General features: G+C 68.5%; 18 protein-coding genes and 1 pseudogene. 9 read left to right on the top strand and 10 right to left on the bottom strand.

The window, feature by feature from the left end; genetic code table 11:
* Positions 1-11: 11 nt before the first annotated feature.
* Together DMB66_RS38900 and DMB66_RS38895 are read right to left on the bottom strand one after the other, a co-directional pair.
* Positions 12-632 carry a DedA family protein gene (locus DMB66_RS38900; protein WP_125809134.1) on the bottom strand — a complete coding sequence of 207 codons (621 nt, stop codon included), beginning with the start codon at positions 630-632 and terminating at the stop codon, positions 12-14.
* A gap of 170 nt (positions 633-802) precedes the next feature.
* Positions 803-1,432, bottom strand: coding sequence for a TetR/AcrR family transcriptional regulator (locus tag DMB66_RS38895; RefSeq protein WP_199752882.1), 630 nt, complete (start codon positions 1,430-1,432; stop codon positions 803-805).
* Positions 1,433-1,531: 99 nt separating this feature from the next.
* On the opposite strand from DMB66_RS38895, the gene DMB66_RS38890 reads away from it, so the two are divergent.
* The 6 genes from DMB66_RS38890 (at position 1,532) to DMB66_RS38865 (ending at position 7,381) form a co-directional block, all read left to right on the top strand.
* Positions 1,532-1,726 carry a ferredoxin gene (locus DMB66_RS38890; protein WP_125809133.1) on the top strand — a complete coding sequence of 65 codons (195 nt, stop codon included), beginning with the start codon at positions 1,532-1,534 and terminating at the stop codon, positions 1,724-1,726.
* Entirely contained in the window at positions 1,726-2,928 is a 1,203-nt protein-coding gene (locus DMB66_RS38885) for an NAD(P)/FAD-dependent oxidoreductase (protein ID WP_199752881.1), read from the top strand. The genes DMB66_RS38890 and DMB66_RS38885 overlap by 1 nt, the downstream gene beginning before the upstream one ends.
* Positions 2,929-2,944: 16 nt before the next feature.
* Positions 2,945-4,147 (top strand): cytochrome P450, encoded by a 1,203-nt coding sequence (locus DMB66_RS38880; RefSeq protein ID WP_125809132.1) that lies wholly within the window; start codon positions 2,945-2,947, stop codon positions 4,145-4,147.
* A 5-nt stretch (positions 4,148-4,152) separates the two neighbouring features.
* Positions 4,153-5,103 (top strand): SDR family NAD(P)-dependent oxidoreductase, encoded by a 951-nt coding sequence (locus DMB66_RS38875; protein WP_125809131.1) that lies wholly within the window; start codon positions 4,153-4,155, stop codon positions 5,101-5,103.
* Between the two features lie 78 nt (positions 5,104-5,181).
* Positions 5,182-5,805 (top strand): DedA family protein, encoded by a 624-nt coding sequence (locus DMB66_RS38870; RefSeq protein ID WP_125809130.1) that lies wholly within the window; start codon positions 5,182-5,184, stop codon positions 5,803-5,805.
* 4 nt (positions 5,806-5,809) lie between these two features.
* Positions 5,810-7,381, top strand: coding sequence for an MDR family MFS transporter (locus DMB66_RS38865; RefSeq protein WP_233625148.1), 1,572 nt, complete (start codon positions 5,810-5,812; stop codon positions 7,379-7,381).
* A gap of 7 nt (positions 7,382-7,388) precedes the next feature.
* Here the strand turns inward: DMB66_RS38865 and DMB66_RS66165 are convergent, their stop codons facing one another.
* Positions 7,389-8,384 (bottom strand): cellulose-binding domain-containing protein, encoded by a 996-nt coding sequence (locus DMB66_RS66165; RefSeq protein WP_199752880.1) that lies wholly within the window; start codon positions 8,382-8,384, stop codon positions 7,389-7,391.
* 530 nt (positions 8,385-8,914) lie between these two features.
* Positions 8,915-9,616: a class I SAM-dependent methyltransferase gene (locus DMB66_RS38855; protein WP_233625147.1), complete on the bottom strand. Its 702-nt coding sequence runs from the start codon at positions 9,614-9,616 to the stop codon at positions 8,915-8,917.
* A gap of 277 nt (positions 9,617-9,893) precedes the next feature.
* On the opposite strand from DMB66_RS38855, the gene DMB66_RS38850 reads away from it, so the two are divergent.
* Positions 9,894-10,079: a hypothetical protein gene (locus DMB66_RS38850; protein ID WP_125809129.1), complete on the top strand. Its 186-nt coding sequence runs from the start codon at positions 9,894-9,896 to the stop codon at positions 10,077-10,079.
* Between the two features lie 202 nt (positions 10,080-10,281).
* On the opposite strand, the gene DMB66_RS38845 is transcribed toward DMB66_RS38850, so the two are convergent.
* The 3 genes from DMB66_RS38845 to DMB66_RS38835 form a co-directional block, all read right to left on the bottom strand.
* Positions 10,282-10,686 (bottom strand): nuclear transport factor 2 family protein, encoded by a 405-nt coding sequence (locus DMB66_RS38845; protein WP_125809128.1) that lies wholly within the window; start codon positions 10,684-10,686, stop codon positions 10,282-10,284.
* 109 nt (positions 10,687-10,795) lie between these two features.
* Complete coding sequence (locus tag DMB66_RS38840; RefSeq protein ID WP_125809127.1) at positions 10,796-11,614, bottom strand: alpha/beta fold hydrolase; 819 nt, start codon at positions 11,612-11,614, stop codon at positions 10,796-10,798.
* A 124-nt stretch (positions 11,615-11,738) separates the two neighbouring features.
* A complete protein-coding gene (locus tag DMB66_RS38835; RefSeq protein WP_125809126.1) occupies positions 11,739-12,431 on the bottom strand; it encodes an alpha/beta fold hydrolase in 693 nt (230 codons plus the stop codon).
* Positions 12,432-12,882: 451 nt separating this feature from the next.
* Between DMB66_RS38835 and DMB66_RS64410 the strand changes: the two genes are divergently transcribed.
* Positions 12,883-13,128, top strand: coding sequence for a hypothetical protein (locus DMB66_RS64410; RefSeq protein WP_233625146.1), 246 nt, complete (start codon positions 12,883-12,885; stop codon positions 13,126-13,128).
* A 468-nt stretch (positions 13,129-13,596) separates the two neighbouring features.
* Here DMB66_RS64410 and DMB66_RS38825 read toward each other — a convergent pair whose 3' ends face one another.
* The 3 genes from DMB66_RS38825 to ltrA form a co-directional block, all read right to left on the bottom strand.
* Positions 13,597-16,413 (bottom strand): BTAD domain-containing putative transcriptional regulator, encoded by a 2,817-nt coding sequence (locus tag DMB66_RS38825; RefSeq protein ID WP_125809125.1) that lies wholly within the window; start codon positions 16,411-16,413, stop codon positions 13,597-13,599.
* Positions 16,414-16,520: 107 nt separating this feature from the next.
* Complete coding sequence (locus DMB66_RS38820; protein ID WP_125809124.1) at positions 16,521-17,432, bottom strand: helix-turn-helix domain-containing protein; 912 nt, start codon at positions 17,430-17,432, stop codon at positions 16,521-16,523.
* Between the two features lie 703 nt (positions 17,433-18,135).
* Positions 18,136-19,269: a group II intron reverse transcriptase/maturase gene (ltrA, locus tag DMB66_RS38815; RefSeq protein WP_125809123.1), complete on the bottom strand. Its 1,134-nt coding sequence runs from the start codon at positions 19,267-19,269 to the stop codon at positions 18,136-18,138.
* Between the two features lie 115 nt (positions 19,270-19,384).
* Between ltrA and DMB66_RS38810 the strand changes: the two are divergent.
* Positions 19,385-19,659: pseudogene (locus DMB66_RS38810) on the top strand (integrase); the annotation flags it as partial.

Genomic DNA, 19,659 nt, shown 5'->3' with positions numbered 1-19,659 from the left:
CACCGCATTGCTCACTCCGGCGGCGTCTGGGCCGCAGCCTCGCTGCGGCGTCTTCGCCATACGAGGGCAACGACGAGGACCGCCAGCACCCCGCAGACGGCAGCGACAACCGCGCTGTCGGTGCCTCGCACGCCCCGGGCGACAGCCACGGCGAAGAGGATGGGCAGCGCCGTGGCGACGGCGGCTCCCGCCAGCACCGACACGAGGAACATCCGGTAGGGCACGCCTGCCGCGCCAGCTGCGGCGGGCACGACGTTGCGCACGAACGGGATCACGCGGCCGACGAACACTGCCCGCGAGCCGTGCCTTCGCAGCAGGTCCGTGGCCTTGTCCCAGCGCTCCGTGCCGCGTTTCCGGATGAGCCTGGTGTCGCGCAATGCAGGCCCGGCCCGGCGGCCGACCTCGAAACCGATGACGTTGCCCACTACGGAGAACGTCGCCGCCACGGCCCACAGGACCAGAAAGTCGTTCACGGAGCGGACGGCGGCCGACGCGATGAGCAGAGCGGCCTCACCCGGGATGACGAACCCGAGCCCGACGATCCCTTCTCCCATGACGAGTACGGCAGTGCCGGCGAGCAGCGCGGGCTCCGGCAACGTCTGCAACCAATCCAGCACATTGGACAAAGCCATAGCGGCATTCCCTTCGTGGACCCTTCAGACAGAAGTGTCAGTATCATGCCAGATATGCCGCCATGCATCGGCGTTCTTCACTGACTTCACGTCCACCGATATTCCGGGCCGGCCAGATCGACTGCCGGGCGGGACCACGTCACCGCGCCGCGTGTGGCTGTGCGGCGAAGTCAGAGAACCCAGTTGCCCGGTCGCACCGACTTGAGCAGAGGAACGGCTGGAGGCAGCACGCTCGCCCCGTGGGGCGACAGACCATCGAGGAGGAGCGCGAGGTAGCGTCGCCAGCCGTCACTGTCGGGTGCCATGTTCCAGAGCACGCTGGCGAGCATCGCCATGATCCGGTGCAGGTCGGCCGGAACGATGTCGGCGCGCAGCAGGCCCGCCCGCTGGGCCCGCTCAGCGAGCAGGGTGAGCGCCTCGTAGAACGCGGTGGACACGTCGGCCGTGAGGGAACCGGCATTCTTGGCGGCGGCCAGCGTGTTCTGCTCGCGCGACGCCAGGGCCATCGAGGCCTCCATCAGCGCACGGAAGCCGCGCAGCGGATCTTCGTCGGCGAGGGCGCGTTCGATCGCGGGCGCGAGGTCCTCGGCGATGCTCTGGTCGAGGGCCGCGCGGACGAGGTCGCCCTTGTGCGGGAAGTGCCGGTAGAGCGTCCTGATGCCCACCGCCGCACGGCGCGCGATCTCGTCGAGCGACACGTCCGGCCCGTCCTCGGCAAAGGCTGCGCGCGCGGTTCGCACGATGCGTTCGGCGTTGCGCGCGGCATCTGCCCGCATCTGTCGCTCGACGGGGGTGATCACCCCCGAAGCATAGCAACCGGCAGTGTCCTGCCAATTGTGCTACTTTGGCCTTCCACACGAATTGGCAGTCGACTGCCATTTGATGGTTCGGGAGGGCTCATGAAGGTGACCGTTGCCACCGACAAGTGCGTAGCCGCCGGTCAGTGCGTGTTGCTCGCGCCGCAGGTGTTCGACCAGCGCGAGGAGGACGGCGTCGTGGTGCTGCTCGACGAGACGCCGCGGCCGGAGCTACACGACGCGGTCCGCGAGTCGGCCATGGTCTGCCCGGCGGCGGCCATCCACGTGGCCGAGTAGTGCACCGGATCCTGGTCGTCGGGGCGGCGGCCGGTGGGTTGTCCGTGGTGGAGGCGCTGCGCCGGGCGGGACACGAGGGCACGATCATGCTCGTCGGCGACGAGCCGCGGATGCCCTACGATCGTCCGCCGCTATCCAAGCAACTGCTGTCCGGTCAGTGGACGTCGAGCCGGCTTGCCCTCCGCTCGGAGGCCGACATCCGCGCGCTGGGGCTGGATCTGAGCCTCGGCGTACCGGCGAGCGCGCTGGACCTGGCGCGGCAGGTTGTGACGCTGGCCGACGACACGCGCGTGCCGTACGACGCCCTGGTCGTCGCGACCGGCGTCCGCGCCCGGCGCCTGCCCGGCACCGACGGCGTCACCGGGGTGCACACGCTGCGCAGCCTGCCGGACTCCCTGGCCCTGAAGGACCGGCTGCGGCCGGGGCGGCACCTGGTGATCGTCGGTGCGGGCTTCGTCGGCGCCGAGGTGGCCGCCACCGCCCGCGGCCTCGGGGTGCGGGTGACGTTACTGGAGTCAGGTCCGATGCCGTTGGCCCTGGCCGTCGGCGAGGCGGCGGGCAGGTTCCTGACCAGCCTCCACCAGCAGCACGGCGTCCACATCCACACCCACGCGGCGGTCACCGAGATCGTCCATGCCGGGGGGACGGTGGCCGGGGTACGGCTCGCGGACGGACCCCTCGTGCCGGCCGATGACGTGCTGGTGGCGATCGGCTCCAAGCCCAACACCGAGTGGCTCGCCGGAAGCGGCCTCGCCGACCACGACGGCGTCGGGTGCGACGAATACTGCGCCGCCGCCGACGGCGTGTACGGAGTCGGCGACGTGGCCCGCTGGTACAACCCGCTGTTCGGCACCGCGATGCGGGTCGAGCACCGCACCAACGCCACCGAGCAGGGTCTGGCCGTCGCCCGCAACCTGCTCAATCCGCAGGCGCGGAAACCGTTCGCCCCGGTGCCGTACTTCTGGTCCGACCAGTACGACACCAGGTTCCAGGCGTATGGCTGCCTCCGCGACCACGACGAGGCACTCGTCCTCGACGCCGACCCGGCCGACCGTCGGCTGCTCGTCGCGTACCGGAAGAACGACCGCTTGGTCGGCGTGCTCGCCGCCGGCACGTCGCCCAAGATCCTGCGCGCCTGGCGCGCCCTTATCGCGACCCGCACCCCGTGGACCACCGCGGTCAACGACTCGACGGCCGCCTAACCCCAGGAGGTTTCCCATGAGCGTCACCCCCGACCTGCCGGTTCTTCCCGGCGAACGCGATGCCCGCTGCCCCTTCAATCCACCCGCCGAATACACGCGCTGGCGCGAGGATGACGGCCTGCGCCAGGTGAACTGGCAAGGCCACACGGTCTGGGCGGTGAACCGGTACGAGGACATCAAGACCGCCATGACGCACCCGCGAATCAGCGCGCGGACCCTCGGCGTGTTGCAGGGCAACGGAAACCACGAGGGTCCCAACGCTCCCGAGGTCTTTCCGCGCATGGACGACCCGGAGCACGCCCGACTGCGCCGCATGCTCACCAAGGACTTCACTGTCAGGCGCATCAACGCCATGCGCCCCCAGATCGAGGACATGGCCAACGACTTCATCGACACGATGGTCGCCAAAGGACAGCCGGCGGACCTCGTCCAGGACTACGCGCTGCCGATCCCGTCGCTCGTGATCTCCCTGCTGCTCGGGGTGCCCTACACCGACCATGGCATCTTCCAGGCCATCACCAGCACCATGATGAACATGTCCGCCACCCAGCAGGAGAAGGCGAAGGCCTCCGGGCAGTTCTTCGGCTACATGATGGAGCTGGTGGCACGCAAGGAACGCGAACCGGGCGACGACCTGATCAGCCGGCTGATCCGCGAGCACGTCCAGACCGGCGAGCTGCGCCGTGAGACGGCGGCCATGAACGGGATCATCCTGCTCAACGCCGGCCACGAGACCACCGCCAACATGATCGCCCTCGGCACGGTGGCGCTGCTGGAGAATCCCGAGGCCCTGGCCCGCATCCGGGACACCGACGACCCGGACGTGATCGCGAACGCGGTCGAGGAACTGCTGCGGTACCTGACGATCGTGCACAGCCTGGTCGCCCGCGTCGCCACCGAGGACGTCGAGATCGGTGGGCAACTCGTCAAGGCCGGCGAAGGCCTGATCATGAATCTGCCGGCCGGCAACTGGGACCCCGGCTTCGCCGAGCGGCCGGAGATCCTCGATCTCGACCGCTCGGTGCGCGGCCATATCGCTTTCGGTTATGGCGTACACCAGTGCATCGGCCAGACGCTGGCCCGCGCCGAGCTTCAGATCGCCCTGCCCACGCTGTTGCGCCGGCTACCCGGACTGCGGTTGGCGGTGCCGGTGGAAGAACTGCGCTTCCGCGGCGACATGAGCATCTACGGCGTCCACGCGCTGCCGGTCGGCTGGTGAGTATCGTGACCGACCTGAGATTCGACGGCAAGGTCGCTATCGTCACCGGCGCGGGCAACGGGCTCGGTAGGCAGCACGCGTTGCTGCTCGCCGCCCGAGGCGCGAGCGTGGTGGTCAATGACATCGGCGGCTCGACATCCGGCAGCGGGTGGGACAGCGGTCCTGCCGAAACCGTCGTCCGGGAGATCCGCGACCGCGGTGGCGAAGCGGTCGCGGACACCAACACCGTCGCCACCCCGGCCGGCGGTGCGGCGATCGTCCGCACCGCGCTCGACGCCTACGGCCGAGTCGACGTCCTGGTCAACAACGCGGGCATCCTGCGCGACGCACCGTTCGAGGACATCACCCCCGACCTGCTCGACCCGGTCATCGACGTGCACCTCAAGGCGATGTTCCACGTGACCGGGCCAGCCTGGCGGGTCATGCGGGATCAGGGTTACGGCCGCGTGGTCAACACGACCTCGGCGGCCGGGTTGCTCGGCACCCCCCGCAAAAGCAATTACGGTGCGGCCAAGGCGGGCGTGGTCGGTTTCACGCGCGCTCTCGCCCTGGAGGGCGCCGAGCACAACATCAGGGTCAACGCCATCGCCCCGATCGCTGCCACGCGCATGCTCACCGAGTCCCTGGCGGACGTGGACGGTGCCGCCGCGGCTCTGATGAATGCCGTCGTCGACAGGCTCGATCCCGCTCTGGTCTCGCCCGTCGTGGCCTTTCTCGGCCATGAGGAGTGCCCGGTCACCGGCGAGATCTATACCACCGGGGCAGGCCAGGTCGCCCGCTTCTTCATTGGGCGGACCGCAGGCTACTTCCACCCGGCATTGTCCATCGAGGACGTCCGGGAACACCTGGCCGAGATCCGCGACGAGGCCGGCTACACCATCCCCGCGAATCCCCGCGAGGAGATCGCCGCGCTGATGCGGGTCGTCGCCGCCAAGCCGAAATCTCCCACGACGTAGCTCGTTGCGCGCACCCATTCCCTCGGGCCCATTGCCGGGTAGCCACACCCGCAGGTCCCCCGAACAAAGGCTGTGTCGATGTTCGATGTCGTAGCCATACTCCACTGGTTCGGACCGTTCGTACTGGTCGGAGTGTTTCTGATCATCTTCGCCGAGTGTGGGCTGCTGATCGGTGTCGTGTTGCCCGGCGACCCCACGCTGTTCACCGCGGGCCTGCTCGCCGCCACCGGCGCCATCAACACCGAACTGTGGCTCGTCTGCGTGGCCGTGACCGCGGCCGCGGTCCTCGGCAACATCTGCGGCTACTGGATCGGTGCGAAGATCGGGCCGCCGCTGTTCAACCGACCGAACGGCAGGTTGCTGCACCAGGGCCAGGTCGACAAGACGCGGCGGTTCTTCGACAATCACGGTCCTCGCGCGATCATCCTGGCCCGGTTCATCCCGCTGGGCCGCACGCTGATCACGATGGTTGCCGGCGTCGGGGGCATGGACCGTCGGAAGTTCTTCCACTACTCGATGATCGGCGCCGTGTTGTGGGCCACCGGCGTGACCCTGCTGGGCGGGCTCCTCGGCCAGATCCCGTGGGTAGCCGCCAACGTTGACACCGTGCTGCTGCTGATGCTGTTCGCTATCGCGCTGGTCTCGATCGTCCCGCTGGTCGGCGAGGCCGTGCGGAAGCGCCGTAAGAGGAAGTTGGCGTGATCAGATGCTAGCGGAGTCCGCGGCCGCCACGAAGGCGATGACTCGACCGCCGCGGCAGGTGCTCGCCGCGCTCAGCGGCCTGCTGCTGGCGCTGTTCGTCGCCACGCTGAGCGGCACGGTAATCTCGACCGCGTTGCCCGAGATGCTCGGCCGGCTGCACGGTTCGCCGGCCCAGTACACCTGGGTGGTCACCGCCGCCCTGCTGACCGCGACCGCCTCGACACCGATCTGGGGCAAGCTCGCCGACCTGTACAGCAAGAAGCGCCTGATCCAGGTCGCCATCGTCGTGTTCGTCGCGGGATCGCTCGCCGCGGGCCTGAGTCAGTCCGCCGGCCAGCTGATCGCCGCACGGGCGTTCCAGGGCATCGGCGTCGGCGGCCTGCAGGCCCTGGCACAGATCGCGATCGCGACGATGATCGCGCCACGGGAACGCGGCCGATACAGCGGCTACCTCAGCAGCACCACGGCGCTGTCGACGATCGGCGGCCCGCTGCTGGGCGGGATCATCGTGGACACCTCGTGGCTGGGCTGGCGATGGTGTTTCTTCATCGGCATCCCGGTCGCCGGCTTGGCGCTCATCGTCCTGCAGGCGACGCTGCGCCTGCCGGTGGTGCCCCGGGAAGGGGTGAAAATCGACTACCTGGGAGCGACCGGTATCACCGCCGGCGCCGGGCTGCTGCTGATCTGGATCTCGTTCGCCGGCGACGCGTTCGCCTGGACATCCTGGCAGAGCGCGGCCATGCTCGGCGGAGCGGCGGCCCTGCTCGCCCTGACCGGATGGGTCGAGACACGAGCCGCGGAGCCCGTCATACCGCTCGGCATCGTGCGGCAGCGCACCACAGCTCTGGCCATTGTCGGCAGCCTCGCCGCCGGGACGGCGATGTACGGCGCCGCGGTCTTCCTGGCCCAGTATTTCCAGCTCGGCCGGGGCTACTCCCCCACCGTCGCCGGCCTGCTGACCATTCCGATGATGGCGGGCATCCTGGTCGCCTCGATCGTCGCGGGCCGGCTGATCACCCGCACCGGACGCGTCAAACGGTTCCTCGTCACCGGCGCGGTGCTGCTCGCCACGGGGCTCGCAGGCCTCGGCCTGACCGACCATCGCACGCCGCTGGCGCTGCTGGGTGTAGCCATGCTGTGCGTCGGCGCCGGCGTGGGCATGACCATGCAGAACTTCGTTCTCGTGGTGCAGAACGCGGTGCCGCTCAAGGACGTCGGCGCCGCCAGCTCCACAGTCGCCTTCTTCCGCTCGCTCGGTGGCACGATCGGCGTATCGGTGCTGGGCGCGATCCTCGCTCGCCAGGTCAGCGAGCGCCTGCACACCGACCTCGCCGCTGCGGGCCACCCGATCCCGGACGGTCAGTCGCTCGACGCGGACACGCTTCCCCCTTCCGTCCAAGCGATCGTGCATGCCGCGTACGGTGACGCGACCGGTACCGTCTTCCTGATCTCCGCCGCTGTCGCCGTCGTCGGCGTCATCGCCGCAATCGCCCTCCGGCCGGTCAGGCTGCGCAGCAGCCTCGATCTGGCCGGCCCGGACCGCCCGGCTGACAAACCGGGCGGCCGCGAGTCGTGATCACGGGCTAGCCCCAGAAGGCGAGGGCCTGCCTGCCGAGTGATGCCTGGCCAGCGGTGTTGGCGTGGCAACCGTCAGCGACCTCGCCGGTGCGGAGCCGGAACTGGCCGGGGTAAGTCACGTTCTGCGTCGCGTCGGATCCCGCCTGCTGGGCGAGGGTGTCGGTCAGTTGCGGGCCGTTGGCACCGGCCAGGGAGCAGGTTTGGCCGGCGTCGTAGAGCGGCTGACCGGAGATGTAGATCGTGGCGCCGGCAGCCGCGTGCTGGCGGGCGTTGGCGATGAGCCGCTTGACCTCGTCGTAGGTCGCCCCGTTCGCGGCGAAGATGCAGATCTGCACCCAGACGGCCGTCGGCCGACCGAACCTGCCCACCTGCTGGTCGAACTTCTGCCAGGCGTTGGAGTTGGGGTCGGTCCAGGACTGCACGACCAGGCCGCCGGTCCCGTACGGGCCCCACATGCGTTTGCCCCCGTCGGCCACGTAACCCTGGGCGACGTTCTCGGCCATCGAGCAGCCGATGAAGCCCATCGAGTTCGCCGGCTGTGGACCGGCGGTGGGTCCGGTGGTGGGTGTCGGGGTCGGCGGGGTGGTGCTCCCGGTGCAGGTGACGCCGTTGAGGGCGAAGACCGTCGGCGTCGGGTTGCTGCCGGTCCAGGAGCCATTGAAGCCGAAGCTCGTGCTGGCGTTGGTGGCGAGGTTGCCGTTCCAGGAGGCGTTGCGTGCGGTGACCTGTGTTCCGTTCTGGGTGACGGCGGCGTTCCAGGCCTGGGTGACCTGCTGGCCGGCGCTGTAGGACCAGGTGAGCGTCCAACCGGTGAGCGGGTCACCCAGGTTGGTCAGGCTCACCGTGGCGCCGAAGCCGCTGGACCATTGAGAACTGACCGCGTAGGTGACCTGGCAACCGGAGGCTGCGGCATGTGCGGTCACCGCGACCATGCCCATCGCGGCAGCCGCCGTCGCGGACACGGCGGCGGCAGTGAGCAGACGGAATCGGGACAGGCGCATACGACCCTCCTCGAGGGTGCACTTCGGGACGGGGCGACTCGATTTCCCGGGCTGTGGCGGGCAGCCCGGGGATATATCGATGGTCGTCGTTTCGTCGCCACTGTATGACAACTTTGTGACGACGGTCAATGGCACCGTCAACTGTGAGCGCGGCGTCCTTCGAGCTCAGGATCGGCCGGACAGGTTCCTGGCGATGCAAGCGCGATCCCGCCGGCTATGCAGGCTCGGCGCGGGGCCTCGCCTGCGCAACGGTGGGGTCGACCGTCAGCGGTAGTCGACGTCGCCGCACGGTCGTCAAATCGATCGATTCTCCCGGTCGGCGCATACAACGGCTTTCATGTGTTCGACGATCGAGATTGATTTGCACCTCGACCAGGTTGGCAGCTCAACCGTGGAGCCGCCGACCCCTGCCGCCGCGTCTCGTGGACCTCGCGCGAGGCGCCAACCCAGTCCCCTCGACGCGGCTCACCGGTTCGCGACACTTCCGGCCGACATGCCCACCGCGACCATCGGTGTTTCCCACTGCTGCCTCACTGGCCGAAGGTGAGGGTCGGCAGGCGGCGAGCGCTGGCATCTCCGGCACCGAATCGATCTTCCGGCTCGGCGTGATCTGGTATGCCGCCCATCCGGTGGTTCAGCTGTCGTTGCTGGGGACGACGGCAGTGGTACACCAGCGCCGGAGGCAGATTCGCCCACACGGTCCGCCCGAGGACGACTTCCTCGAACCGATCCACCAATGACCGGCGGAGCCGGCGAGCCGGGATGAACCCGCGGGCATGGACGTAGGCGAAGGTTGTGAAGGCGCCCTGTGGCGACAAGGCGTCCACGACGGCGTCGAGCAGTTCCCGCTGTCGTTCCTCCCGGAACACCGCCCACGGCAGGCCGCTGACGATGGCATCAGCCTGACCGAGGCCGCGCTCGGCGAGGATGGCGGAGACGTCACGGGCATCCGCCGTGACCGCGTCGATGCCGGCGAAGCGTTCGGTCAACAGGGCGGTGAAACGCTCATTGATGTCGAGAGCGACATGCCGCCCCCGCCCGTCGAGTCGCTCTTGAATTGTCCGGCTGAACGCACCGGTACCAGGGCCGAGTTCCACGACTACCGGTTGGCCCCTTGACGGAACCGGTGATGTCATCTGCCGGGCGAGGGCTTTGCCGCTCGGTATCACCGATGCGACAACGGTTGGCGCCTTGGCGAATTCACGGATGAAGGGAATGAGAGTGTTGTTCACGCGCTTTCTTTCTCACCCGGCGAGGCGGGCGGATTCGATGTGTCGGGTCATCGGTCATTGCGTGGCGCGCCGGGCATCGTGCCGCTCTGCGTCGCGCGTGGCGGTCCGATCCAGGTTGGCGAGGGTTCCTCGCGTGCGCAGTCGCCCTCCCCGGGAGCCCGGAGATTTCGAGCACGCCGAGAGTTCGACTATTCGGGGAAAAGAGACGGCGGAGGGCGATCAGCGAGTTTGAGTGGGCGTTGTGCGACCTTGGGCTGTCGATCAAGGTGCCGGCGTTGTGGTCGAACAGCTGACTCTCGATGATCTCGCTGTCTTTGATGGTGGATTGTTCGATGAAGTGGGCGAACTTCCCGGTCGTGGCGTCCAGGTCGCGATGTACGCAGCGGCGCGGTCGCCCGTCGGCGTTGGTGTGCGCCGTCATCGAGGAGAGGTGGGTCTGGCGGGCGTCGATGCCCGGCCCTGAACGCGGACCGGACATGCGACGGGTGGGCGATGATGGCGTCTGGCGCGACGTAGGCGCCCCACTGGAAAACCCCTCGACTGGGCCGCGGCGTCGCCGAACGCGGCCTTGGCCCTGTCGGCGCTGCCGCGCTCGCCTAACCGGACACCTGGTCCTGCTGGGCGGTTGCGGAAGCGTTGGGGACGATCAGCGAGTTGAGCGCGTGCTACACGACTTTGGGCTGGTCGATCAAGGTTCCGGCGTCGTGGTAGAACACCCGATTCTCGACGATCTTTCCATTCTTGATGGTGAATTGTTCGATGAAGCGGGTCAGCTCTCCGGTCGCGACGTCCGCGATGCCGACGCACGCCGCGACCCGGTCGCCGTCGGCGATGGTGTAATGCACCGTGATCGAGGAAACGTCCATGTAGTTGCGCAAGACCGGGGCGAGGGCGAAGAATTCGTCCTTGCCGTGGTAGGTCTTCCCAAAAGGCATGAACGGCGGTTCGATGATCGTGATGTCGTCGGACAGGAACGAGAAGACTCCATCGATGTCACCGTTGTTCGCCGCTGCGAACATGCCTAGGACGATCGCGCGGTTTTGCTCGGTCAATGACGTAGATGTGGACATGATGTTTCTCCTTTGAGGCTGGGGATCTCGTGTCTGGGCTTATTGCGGCACGCATCGTCGATGCGGGGCCGATGTATCGGTTCACCACAACCGGCGCGCTGGTGTCACGTCAGGGGCGGGTCGCGTGAGCGGCCTTGAGGATCAGCTCGGTGGTGGCCTGCGGCTGTGATTGCATGGGCACGTGGGACGCGCGTACCCGGGTGATGTGGGCATTGGCACGGGTGGCCATGAACTCCTGCGCCTTCGGAGGGATGGCGTTGTCCTGGGTCGCGAGGAGATACCAGGACGGCACGGACCGCCAGGCCGGCTCGCCGGAACCTTCGGTGAATGCTGCGACGGAGAACGGGCGCTGGGTGACCTGCATGAGATCGGTCGTCGCGCGCGGCAGGTCGCCGGCGAAGGCCTTACGGAAGATGCTCGCCTTGAGGTACAGGTCGGTGCCGCCTCCGTCCAGCGGGTACGGCCTCTCGACCAGGGCATCCGGCGTGATCTCGGTGCCCGGGTACCTGGTCACCAGTTGGGCCAGCGACTCGCCCTGATCGGGGGCGAAGGCTGCGACGTAGACCAGCGCCTTTACGTTGGGCACGCCGACCGCGGCGTTACTGATGACGGCGCCACCGTACGAGTGTCCGACCAGGACGATCGGCCCCTCGATGGTCTGCAGAACGCTGCGGATGTAGGTAGCATCCGTGGACAGACCGCGTAGCGGGTTGGCCGGCGCGATCACCGGGTAGCCGCGTTCGGTCAGCGATCTGATCTCGGCGTTCCATCCCGACGAGTCCGCCCATCCGCCGTGAACCATCACCACGGTGGGCTTGACGGCGGGGCGGTCGGTGGCCTGCGAGGTAGCGGCGAGCGTTGTGGCGCCGAGGATCGAGCCGACCACGACGGTCAGCACGGCCAGTGGACGTCGAAACAGGCGAGACATGACGGTCACTCCTTATCAATCGGTGGGAGCGGTGCGATTGCCCTGGCGGGCCGGAAAGCCCTGGTGGGGCTGCGTCGGATGCCCGGCCTCGAGCGCGGACCGGGGTTTGCGACGGGTGGTTCGCTTAACTGACCGACTGGGCGGCCTTCTTGATCAGATCGGCGACGGCGGCCGGCTGCGAGACGTACACCGCGTGGCTGCCAGAGGACTCGACCGTGGTCGCGGCGGCCCGTTCGGCCATTGCCCGCTGGGCAGGTGGGGGGATCATGCGGTCGTCGGCAGCGACCAGGTACCAGCTCGGCTTGGTCCGCCACGCGGGCGCGGAGACGGTGCCGGCGAGCGCGTCGGCACCCCAAGGGAGCTGGGAATCTGCCATGAACGCCGCCTGGTTTGGGGGCAGGTCGCCGGCGAACGACGCGGCGAAGCGCTCACGGTCCAGCAGCAGGAAGCCGTCGACAGGCGGCAGGATCGGCGGCACCGGCGCGCCGGGCGGCGGTTCGGCGATAAGGGTGCTCACCGATTCGCCCTTGTCCGGGGCGAACGCGGCGATGTACACCACCGCCGCCACAGCGTCGTGGGTGCCGGCCTCGGAGACGACGACTCCGCCGTAGGAGTGCCCGACAAGCACAGCGGGACCGTTTTGGGTGTCGAGGACCCGGCGGGTCGCCGCGACGTCGCCGGCGAGCGAGGACGTGGCGTGCTGCACGATGCTGACCCGGAAGCCGTCGGCCGTCAGCAGGTCGTAGACGCCCTGCCAGCCAGATCCGTCGACGAACCCGCCGTGCACGAGCACGACGTTGGTCACGGGCTGACTCATAGGAACCTCCTGGAGGTCGGATGGTGTTCCAGACAGCCGCGAACTCTACGAGCGGGCCATGCACAGGAAATGTTCATCAAGTGACGGACCGCGGTTCTGCTCGGTCAGCCAGGTAGCTGCGGACATCGCGTTCTCCTCTGAACCGAAGGCTCGTGCGCCGAGAGACCCGGTACGGTCAGGTGTTGGGGCTGATCGGCCGTGGTGGCGCGGCGTGGGCGCCGGTGCCGTCGGCCGCGACGATCAGCAAGGCGCGGTCTCGACTGGGTGCCGAGCCGGTCACAGAGTTGTTCGCCACGGTGCGCCGACCGGTCGCTGCGCCCCGGTACCGGGGCGCGCGTTGTACCGCAGTTCGCGGCTGGTCGCGATCGACGGGACGCCTTCAAGTGCCGGACGCGGAAGCGAGCGCGGATGTTTCGGCCAGCCGCCCCGTTCGGGGCGGGGTGAACAGCAGGTGGGCCATCCGCAAATCCGTGCGGTCACCTTCGTGGGGTACGGCACGCATTCCCAGGTCGACGCCGCAATGGGCCCGCGACGCACCGGCGAGCAGGCACCCGTCCGGGTTGTCTTCGCCTCTTCGCGGCCGGGGATGCAGCTGTTGACGACCGTGATTCCTTCGGTGGCGCTGCTATGGCAGCAGACCGCAGCGACCGGGGCGAACCTGCTGCGGCGGGTCCGTAAGGACATCGCCTTCCGGTGATCGGGCAACTGTCGGACGGTTCCTACCTCACGAGACCTTCGGCCCACGCTCCATCCGCCACACCCGCCCCGGGGGTGAGGGTCCGGGCAGTCGAGTACACCCATGCCGGACCGGCTGGCGTCTACCGGCTGATCACCAAGATCCTTCACCCGGCCACCGAACCGGCCGCTATCTAGGCCGAACGGCCGGAATTCGAGTCCATCCTGTACGTCAAACCCACCTCGGCGGAGCGCATCTGGTCCTGCGCTTCGATCTCGGCCAGGCGCACTCACCTCCGCAGTGTCGCGGCCGTACTGATTCCGAGCTTCGCCGCAATCTGCGTGATCGCCGCCCGCTCCGACTCGTGCTGGCCCTCGACGCCTCGACCAGACGCACCTCCCGCTGCAGCCGCCCGCCGGGTACCGGCCCGACGATTCCCATGCCCGCGGCCTTCCCACGAAACAGATTCCTGGGACAAACCGGGGCGGTTCAGCCGGTGGGGAGGGAGGCCACTTTCGCGTGGATGAGGCGGGCAGTGTCGGCCGCGGTGCGGCCGGCTTCGTGCGCCAGGCTGTCGGCGATGCCGGTGGTCGCGGAGAGGCTGAGGTAACGCTGCCATGCCTGGCGGGCACGGGCCGGGTAGCCGGCGGCGAGCAGGGCGTCGCCGTACTCGGGAAGCAGCCGCAGTTCCTCCCCGACGTTGTTGACCTGGCGTAGGACCGGCAGTGCACGTTCGCCGTAGGTGATGGCGTTGGCCAGGTCACCGGCCGCGAGGTGGCACAGGGTCAATTCGGCCAGCAGCTGCGGTGTGAGGTTGTCGCCGCCGGGGTGCCGCTGTGCGAGGGCGAGGCCTTCAAGGATCACCGGGTAGGCGTCGCGGGCTCGTCCGGCAAGGCGCAGCATCTCGCCGTGTACGCACTGCGCGATGCTCAGTACCAGCGGGACGTCACCGCGCCGCGCGGTGTCCACGGCGCGTGCGGCCAGGGCGACCCGTTCGTTCGGGTCGGTGGCGAGTGTGACCGCCATGTTGCGCAGGGTGTTGGCCTGGCCGGCAAGGTCGCCGAGCCGTTCGAACCGCTGCAGCGCGGCGTCGTAGTGGAAGCGGGCGGCGTCCGTGTCGCCGATGCGGGCGAACTTCGCTGCCGCGTAACGATGGCACTCCGCGACGAGCACGAGCGGTACCTCATTGCCGTGGTCGGTCTCCAGCGAGGCCGCGGCGTGCAGGGCGAGGCGAATGTAGGGCAGCAGATCGCGCGCGGCGTCCACGTTGTCGCTCATCGGACGCCAGTCCAAGGTGATGAGCAGGACGCTCTGGTGGGCGCCCAGGTCGGCGGCCCGGCGGACCGTCGACCGTAGGACCGCGCGTTCCCGCTCGTACCAGCGGACCGCATCCGCGAGTCCGGGTGGGGACTCCGGCACGACCCCGGGTGCGGGTGCCGGCAGCTCGACCAGCGGCGGCCTGCCGTACCGCAGGTATGCCGCTCGCATCGAGTGCACGTAGTGCTCCAACAGCCGGTTGGCGATCCCGGGGACCTCGGCGTCCGCCTGTTCCAGCGCGTAGCGGCGGACCAGGTCATGCAAGGCGAAGCGGTCCGGCGCGATCTCGCGGAGCAGGCTGGCGGCAGTGAGTGCGGTCAGCGCTGCCCGGGCCCGGGCCACCGGCAGGTCGGCGAGGCTGACCACGGCGGCCAACGAGATCTCCGGACCGGGGTGCACCGCCAGCGCGTGTAGCGCGGTCGCCGCGTCCGGGGCGAGCGCGCGGTATGACCAGGTGAGCACCTCGCGCAGATCGACCCCCCGGTCGTCGTCGACGAGCAGGTCGAGCGGCGCCACCGAGTTGGTCATCTCGTTGGCCAGCAGCTCCAGGGGAAACATCGGGTTGAGCACGCCGCGGGCCGCGACGATGGCCAGGGCCAGCGGCAGCCCGCCACTGGCCTCGTGCAGCCGCCGCACCGCCGCCGGGGCGTCCCGGGTGCGGGCCGGTCCGAGGCGCTGGGTCAGAAACTGGGCCGCCTCGTCGTCAGTGAACGGCTCCAGATAGACGAGGCTGGCGCTGGCACGGGCGACGAGGGTGGCCAAGCGGTTGCGGCTGGTGACGATGACGACGCTGTCGGTGCGGCCGGGCAGCAGGGGCTCCACCTGCCGCGCGTCGCGCGCGTTGTCGAGCACGAGGACCAGCTGGCGGGTGGCCAGCAGCGTTCGCAGCAGAGCCCCCGACGACTCGATTTCGTCGGGCAGCGCGGCCGGGGCAACACCCAGCGAGCGCAGCAGGTCGCGCAGTGCGTCGGCCGGCTCGGTGACACGGCCGGTGGCGTCGAAGCCTCGCAGGTTGACGTAGAGCTGACCGTCCGGGAAATCCGCGGCGTGCGTATGCGCCCAGTGCAATGCCAGGGTGGTCTTGCCGACCCCGGCCATTCCACTGATCACTGTGACCGGGCCTCCCCCGGCGGAGACCGCGGCCAACGCCGCGCGGCGACCGGCGAACGACGCCGGCGGGGCGGGCAACTGTGCCGGCGACACCACCACACCCACGCCCGCGGGGGTGGCCGTGCCTTCGGGCGCCGAGGCCAGCGCGGCGTGGTGGGCCGCGGCGAGTTCCGGGCCCGGGTCGGCGCCAAGTTCATCGCGAAGACGATCACGGATCCGGGCATACACCACCAAGGACTCCGCAGGACGTCCGGCGGCGTGCAGGCAACGCACCAACGCGGCCTGCACCTGTTCGTCCAGCGGATGCTCGGCAGCCACACCACGCAAACCGACAAGAACATCGGCGGCCATACCCGAACCAATGCCGTGCTGGACGGCCAGAAGCGCCGCGCGAACCCGTTCGTCCTCTATCGCCACCATCAACGGCAGCTGGCGCATCGGCTCGTCGCCCGCCGGCGCCGCGGCGACTCGCAGTGCCTCGATCAGCAGCCGGGTGGCCTCGACCGGGGTGGCCTGGTGCGCGTCCGCGACCAACGACCGGAACCGCAGCAGGTCACTGGGCGCCGCCAACCGATACCCCGCTGCCCCCACTGGCAACAACCACCGACCGGCCGCCCGGCGCGCGGTCACCGGCTCGAAGGTCCGGCGAAGCGCGCCCACATACCGGTGGATCTGATTCAACGCACTCCCGGACGGCTCGTCCTGCCACAACGCCTCAACGAGCTGTCCTACCGTCACCGGTAGCCCGCCGGCCGCCAGAAGCATCCCCAACGTCGCTCGTTGCTTCGGCGGCCCGAGCGTCAACTCGACGCCACCACGCCACACCCGCACACCGCCGAACAGGGTGCACCACAGATCAGGTTGCCGGGCGTTCACCACACCATCACTTCCTCAGGTTCCTGCGCCTGGGGACTGCGCTCTCATCTCCTACCGCCACGCCGTCCGACTCGACCCGTTGACCAGTGATCGCCCACCGACACACGGATTCAAGCATCGGGGTCGCGGCCACTTGCTCCCGCGGTCCAGTGGTCATGCCGTTGGTTGTCGGCGTTCCAGCTGGCCAGCAGGCGGATCGCGTCGGCTTCGGGGCTGCCGGGTCGGGGGGTGTAGACGGTGAGTACCTGGCCGGCGGCGGCGTCGATGCGGAGCGTCTCGTACGGCAGCGTGACCTCGCCGATGAGCGGATGCCGGAAAGTCTTCGCGCCGGCTCGCTGGGCTCGTACGTCGTTGGTGGCCCAGCGTGTCCGAAATTGTATGCTGCGGGTGGCGAGTTGTCCGATCAGTTCGATCAGGTCGGGGTCGTCGGGGTGGCGGCCGGCCTCGATCCGCAACATCGCCACGACGTCTGCTGCCATCCGGTCCCACTCGGGGAACAGGTCCCGGGCTCTGGGCTCCTCGAGGAACAGGAAGCGGGCGCTGTTCGGCGGTCCGGGCAGGTCGTACATCGGTGCGAGGAGTGCGTACCCCAGTGTGTTGACCGCGAGGATGTCGAACCGGCCGTTGAAGACCATTGCGGGTAGGTGGTCCATCGAGTCCAGCAGCACCCTGATTCCGGGGGTGACCAGGTTCTTCGCCGCGCCCCGGTTCCGTCTGCGGGCCGCGGGGGTCAGGGCGGCGAGCAGCCGGTCGAGGTGAGCGCGTTCGTCCTCGTCCAGACGCAGAACGTCAGCGACGGCATCGACCACCCTGGCGGAGGGCCCGGTTGCCTGGCCGCGTTCGAGCCGCACGTAGTATTCCGGGCTCACCCCGGCGAGCAACGCGACCTCTTCCCTGCGTAGGCCCTTCACCCGACGGCGGGGGCCTTGGGAAGGAAGGCCGGCGTCGCTGGGGGTGACTCGGGCGCGGCGGGTGGTGAGGAACTCGCGGACCGCCGCCCGAGCAGCCTCCTTGTCGTCCATCAGACGAGGGTAGGCCGACCGACGTCCCGGAAGGGATCCCTGTGAATACCCCTCTTCGCTGTGCCTGTCTGGCGTAGTCGTACGTTCGGAACTGCAATGTGACGCGAGCCTGCGGCCCGACACGCCCCGTCATACTGCCCCTGCTTGCTGTTGACCGGTCAGCTGCGATAGGTCGACACGGCCGGCATCACGATCTCCAACGAAGGATTCTCCAGCGAGCCGCCCAGGCCGGCGCCACCGGCCTGGTGATCGTGGTGGACCTGCCTGCCGCGCACATCGCCGACGGCTACCTGCTCTACGACGGCGTGCACCGCGACATCCCGGCTGTCTTCGCCGGCTGAGAAACAGCCGCGCATCTACTTGACGCCGCAACCCGAAACCCGCCCGCCCGATCCTCGACGCTGTCGTGGACACGGTGAAAGCCTGCAACGTGCTCAGACAGATCCCCGGCGCGAGTGATGAACTCGTCGTCCTGCAATCACACCGACGGCCCCAACGGCGTGGAGGACAACGGCCCGGAGGTGGCCCTCGGATGGCTGCCTACCTTGCGACACTCCCCCGCCAGGAGCTGCCGCGCCGGTTGAGTCGGCCTGGAGCGCGGTTCCGGCGTTGCCGCCAGCCCGTTTCTCCAGGCCGCTCGCCGAACCCGACGTACCCGTTTCCGAGTATCGGGCTCTCCATGGTTCCTTCCTTCGGGCTGTTCTCAGGCTGTTGTCCATGGGCTGGGGATCGTGTCGCCCCGGTAGCGGTATCGCGTGATTGCGGGTGTCCGCGCCAGATTGATCAGTTCGGTCCCGTCCGCGGTTATCGGTAGCCAGGACCCGTGAGGGCCTCGGAACTTCGCGCGGACGTCCTTCCACGACCAGCGGTGCAGCGTCTTGAGCCACATGATCACGCGATGCCAGAGGAATATCCCGAGCATGCGGAACGTGTGCTTCGCGACGGCGTGCCGGAAGTAGTTGGCCCAGCCGTGCACGATCTGGTTGAGCCGGATCAGCACGTCCTGGAGGTTGACCTGTGATGTCCTGCGGGTCAGGGCACGAATCTTGTCTTTCACCGACCGGATGGGCCGGGCGGCGATGAACGTGTAGACGTACCACTTGTCGCTTCCGGGCTGGCGTTTCCACTGGATGCGGAAGCCCAGAAAGTCGAACCCGTCCCGCATGTGCACGATCCGGGTCTTGGCCGGTGACAGCCTCAACCCGAGTCGAGCGAGCACCCGGGTCACCTCGTCCTGCAGGGTGCGGGCGTCGTTGGCGTTGCCATGTACCACGATCGCGAAATCGTCCGCGTAGCGGATGATCCGCCAGTTGGGCTGGCCGTGCCGGCGACGTTTCTTGCGCTGATAGGGGCTATCCATCCGACCGCCGGGTTGCCAATCGCGGTGCAGATGCTCATCGAGCATCGACAACGCGATGTTAAAGATCAACGGTGAGAGGATGCCGCCCTGCGGGGTGCCGGTGTGGGTGTCTCGCTGCTGGCCGTCCTCGCCGAGGATGCCCGCTTTGAGGAACGCCTTGACCAGCGCCAGGACCCGCTTGTCCTTCACTCGGACCCGCACCGCGTCCATGACGGCGTTGTGCGAGACGTTGTCGAAGGCACCTTCGATGTCAGCGTCGAGCACCCAGAGATAACCCTTGGTGCCGAAGCGTTGAATCTCGGCGATCGCGTCCTGGGCCCGCCGTTTGGGCCGAAACCCGTAGGAGACCGGTAGGAAATCGGCCTCGAAGATGGGTTCCAGCACCAGTTTCAGCGCTGCCTGAACGACCCGGTCCGCGACAGAAGGAATTCCTAACGCGCGGACCTTTCCTGACCCTGTGGGTGCCGAAAACCTCATCCACGCTGGTCACAGTCATCTTGATCACCGAGGCCAGGAGGCAGGTGCCGACACGGATCCTCTCGGCTGAATCGCGACGGTGCTCTACGTCGAGCACTGCGCGACGATGACGAGTGTGCTGTTTCGACTGGCCTACCTCGGCGTGACCAACGCCCTCGCGCTGCTACGGCTGCTACCGATGAGCGACGGCGACAAGGACGCCGAGATCCTCGCGCTCCGGCACCAGATCATGGTCCTCGAGCGACAGCTGTACGGCGCCCGGCCCCGGTTCACCCCAGCCGATCGGGCCTGGCTGGCAGCCCTGCTGTACCCGCTACCACGAACCGTACTGGACCGTCTGCGGCTGCTGGTATGCCCGGAGACGGTCCTACGCTGGCACCGGGACCTGAT

The sequence above is a fragment of the Actinoplanes sp. ATCC 53533 genome, assembly GCF_003947245.1.
Note: the sequence above shows the minus strand (reverse complement) of the source record. Positions and strands in the feature narration are given on the sequence as shown.

Coding starts and splice junctions, on each gene's coding strand:
- DMB66_RS66165 (WP_199752880.1), bottom strand. CDS start 8,384: ATGCGCCTGTCCCGATTCCGTCTGCTCACTGCCGCCGCCGTGTCCGCG.
- DMB66_RS38835 (WP_125809126.1), bottom strand. CDS start 12,431: ATGAGTCAGCCCGTGACCAACGTCGTGCTCGTGCACGGCGGGTTCGTC.
- DMB66_RS38820 (WP_125809124.1), bottom strand. CDS start 17,432: ATGGACGACAAGGAGGCTGCTCGGGCGGCGGTCCGCGAGTTCCTCACC.
- DMB66_RS38870 (WP_125809130.1), top strand. CDS start 5,182: ATGTTCGATGTCGTAGCCATACTCCACTGGTTCGGACCGTTCGTACTG.
- DMB66_RS38890 (WP_125809133.1), top strand. CDS start 1,532: ATGAAGGTGACCGTTGCCACCGACAAGTGCGTAGCCGCCGGTCAGTGC.
- DMB66_RS38880 (WP_125809132.1), top strand. CDS start 2,945: ATGAGCGTCACCCCCGACCTGCCGGTTCTTCCCGGCGAACGCGATGCC.
- DMB66_RS38865 (WP_233625148.1), top strand. CDS start 5,810: ATGCTAGCGGAGTCCGCGGCCGCCACGAAGGCGATGACTCGACCGCCG.
- DMB66_RS38900 (WP_125809134.1), bottom strand. CDS start 632: ATGGCTTTGTCCAATGTGCTGGATTGGTTGCAGACGTTGCCGGAGCCC.
- ltrA (WP_125809123.1), bottom strand. CDS start 19,269: ATGAGGTTTTCGGCACCCACAGGGTCAGGAAAGGTCCGCGCGTTAGGA.
- DMB66_RS38845 (WP_125809128.1), bottom strand. CDS start 10,686: ATGTCCACATCTACGTCATTGACCGAGCAAAACCGCGCGATCGTCCTA.
- DMB66_RS38840 (WP_125809127.1), bottom strand. CDS start 11,614: ATGTCTCGCCTGTTTCGACGTCCACTGGCCGTGCTGACCGTCGTGGTC.